At 71.5% G+C, this 2,279-nt stretch carries 4 protein-coding genes; 1 reads left to right on the top strand and 3 read right to left on the bottom strand.

The window, feature by feature from the left end:
• Positions 1 to 175: 175 nt before the first annotated feature.
• Positions 176 to 604 carry a PPOX class F420-dependent oxidoreductase gene (locus tag H5J30_RS28100; protein ID WP_181790100.1) on the top strand — a complete coding sequence of 143 codons (429 nt, stop codon included), beginning with the start codon at positions 176 to 178 and terminating at the stop codon, positions 602 to 604.
• A 37-nt stretch (positions 605 to 641) separates the two neighbouring features.
• Here the strand turns inward: H5J30_RS28100 and H5J30_RS28095 are convergent, their stop codons facing one another.
• Genes H5J30_RS28095 through H5J30_RS28085 form a run of 3 tightly spaced genes read right to left on the bottom strand, consistent with a single transcriptional unit; the run spans position 642 to position 2,112 of the window.
• The gene (locus H5J30_RS28095; protein ID WP_181790099.1) at positions 642 to 1,256 is read right to left on the bottom strand and encodes a GTP-binding protein; all 615 of its coding nucleotides are present in this window, start codon (positions 1,254 to 1,256) and stop codon (positions 642 to 644) included.
• On the bottom strand, positions 1,237 to 1,656 hold the full coding sequence (locus H5J30_RS28090; RefSeq protein ID WP_181790098.1) for a DUF742 domain-containing protein: 420 nt from the start codon (positions 1,654 to 1,656) through the stop codon (positions 1,237 to 1,239). The genes H5J30_RS28095 and H5J30_RS28090 overlap by 20 nt, the downstream gene beginning before the upstream one ends.
• Positions 1,657 to 1,674: 18 nt before the next feature.
• On the bottom strand, positions 1,675 to 2,112 hold the full coding sequence (locus tag H5J30_RS28085) for a roadblock/LC7 domain-containing protein (RefSeq protein WP_181790097.1): 438 nt from the start codon (positions 2,110 to 2,112) through the stop codon (positions 1,675 to 1,677).
• Between the last annotated feature and the right edge of the window lie 167 nt (positions 2,113 to 2,279).

Genomic DNA, 2,279 nt, shown 5'->3' with positions numbered 1-2,279 from the left:
ACACCTGCCCGCGCACCTGCCCCCGCGCCTGACTGCGCACCCGTGCCCGCATCGGTCCGTACCACCATGGCCATCTCCCCCGTCGTCGCTCGAAGAGCCCCATCTCGATTACTCTCAGTGACGACCTTAGCGCGTCGCTCCCCGCCCCGCCTCCCCCTGTGGATAACGTGCCCCCATGGGCGAAAAGATGACCGGCGAAGAGTGGCGCACCTTCGTCTCCGCAGGCACCCGCACCGGCAAGCTGGCCACCGTCCGCGCCGACGGCAGCCCCCACCTGGCTCCCATCTGGTTCGTGCTCGACGGCGACGACTTCGTCTTCAACACCGGCGCGAACACCGTCAAGGGCCGCAACCTCGCGCGCGACGGCCGCGCCACCCTCTGCGTCGACGACGAGCGCATGCCGTACTCGTTCGCCGTGCTGTCGGGCCGCGCCCGGCTCAGCGAGGACCTCGACGCGATGCGCCACTGGGCCACGGTCATCGCCGCCCGCTACGTCGACGAGGAGCTCGCCGAGACCTACGGCGCGCGCAACGCCGTCCCGGGCGAACTCCTCGTCCGCGTCGCCATCGAGAAGGTGGTCTCCGAGGCCCGCGTCGCCGAGTGACACCCGCCGGCGCGCCGGCCCCGCGGCCGTGCCGCGCTCACCCCACCGGCTCGGAGCCGACCGGGTCGAGCAGCCGGGAGGTGTGCACCCGCCCCGCGTACTCGACCAGCCTGATCAGCACCTCCTTCCCCGAGTCGCGGTCGCGGGCGTCGCACAGCACGACGGGAGTGCCCTGGTCGAGGTCGAGCGCACGGGCGACCTCGTGGGCGCCGTAACTACGCGACTCGGGAAAGCAGTTCACCGCAACGATGAACGGGATGCTGCGGTGCTCGAAGTAGTCCACCGCCGGGAAGCAGTCCTGCAGCCTGCGCGTGTCGGCGAGCACCACCGCGCCCAGCGCGCCGGTGGCCAACTCGTCCCAGAGGAACCAGAAGCGGTCCTGACCGGGCGTGCCGAAGAGGTAGACCGCGAGCCCGGCGCGGATCGTGATCCTGCCGAAGTCCATCGCCACGGTGGTCGTGGTCTTCTCGTCCACGCCGCCGGTGTCGTCGACGGCGGTGCCGACCTCGCTCAACTGCTCCTCGGTGCGCAGCGGACGGATCTCGCTGACGGAGCCGACCAGAGTGGTCTTGCCCACCCCGAAGCCGCCGGCGATGAGGATCTTCAGCGCCAGCGCGTCGTCGACCCTGCGGTCAGAGGGCGCGGAGTCCATCGATCACTTCTCTCAGGATCTTCTCGTCGGGAAGCTGCGCCGGCGGTACGGGCCTGCTGACCCGTACGCAGCCGAGTTCGACCAGGTCGCCGAGGAGCACCCGTACCACTCCTACCGGCAGGTCGGTCTCCGCCGCCAGCTCGGCGACGGACTGGGTCTCGATCCGGCAGAGGTCGACGAGCGCCCGGTGCTCGGGTCCGAACGCCTCGGCCTCCTTCCCCGCCGCATCGAGCGCCTCTTCCTCCAGGTCGATGAGCGCGATGAGGTCGAACCGCACCGTGGTCGTCACCGGCCGGGTCCGGCCGCCGGTCATCGCGTACGGGCGGACCAGCGGGCCGGCCTCGGCGTCGTACCAGTGACTGCCGTGGTGCGGAGGGGTGCCACTCATATCTTCAGTCATAACGTGTCACCGCCGTGCTCAGCCCGGATTCCGCGGCTTCGCTGCGGCCGTTCGCGGAGCGGTGTATAGGTGTTCGCCCACCCGCGTGACCAGGCGGGCCATCTCGTACGCGACCAGGCCCATGTCCGCGGTGGCGGTGCTGAGGACGGCAAGACAGGAGCCGTCCCCGGCCGCGGCCACGAAGAGGAAGCCGTCGTCCATCTCGACCACGGTCTGCCGTACGCCCCCGGCGCGGAAGTGCCGCCCGGCGCCCTTGGCGAGACTGTGGAAGCCGGACGCGACCGCCGCCAGGTGCTCGGCGTCCTCGCGGGAGAGGGTCCTGGAGTGGCCGACCGCGAGGCCGTCGCCGGAGAGCACCACGGCGTGGTGCACGTCGGCGACGCGCCTGACGAGGTCGTCCAGCAGCCAGTCGAGTCCTCCGGATCTCTTCGTGTGCACGGTGTCCGGCTCGATCATGAGCGGTCTCCTTCCCTCGACGTGTGCGCGGTCTCGTCCGGCTCCCGGGGCTCGCCGCCGGGTTCACCGCCGTACGGGCGGCCCGCGGGGAGGCCGCCGCCGCGTAACCAGCCGCTGCGGTACGCGGCCATGCGTGCGCGCGCCTCTTCCGGCGTGCGCTCCCGCGG

It is taken from the genome of Streptomyces phytophilus (genome assembly GCF_013870535.1).
Lineage (GTDB): Bacteria > Actinomycetota > Actinomycetes > Streptomycetales > Streptomycetaceae > Streptomyces > Streptomyces phytophilus.
The sequence above is the reverse complement of the archived record's forward strand: the minus strand, read 5'-3'. Positions and strand labels throughout refer to the sequence as shown.

Bases quoted from the DNA above. Each gene is read 5' to 3' on its own strand.
- H5J30_RS28100 (WP_181790100.1), top strand. From the start codon at position 176: ATGGGCGAAAAGATGACCGGCGAAGAGTGGCGCACCTTCGTCTCCGCA.
- H5J30_RS28095 (WP_181790099.1), bottom strand. From the start codon at position 1,256: ATGGACTCCGCGCCCTCTGACCGCAGGGTCGACGACGCGCTGGCGCTG.
- H5J30_RS28090 (WP_181790098.1), bottom strand. From the start codon at position 1,656: ATGACTGAAGATATGAGTGGCACCCCTCCGCACCACGGCAGTCACTGG.
- H5J30_RS28085 (WP_181790097.1), bottom strand. From the start codon at position 2,112: ATGATCGAGCCGGACACCGTGCACACGAAGAGATCCGGAGGACTCGAC.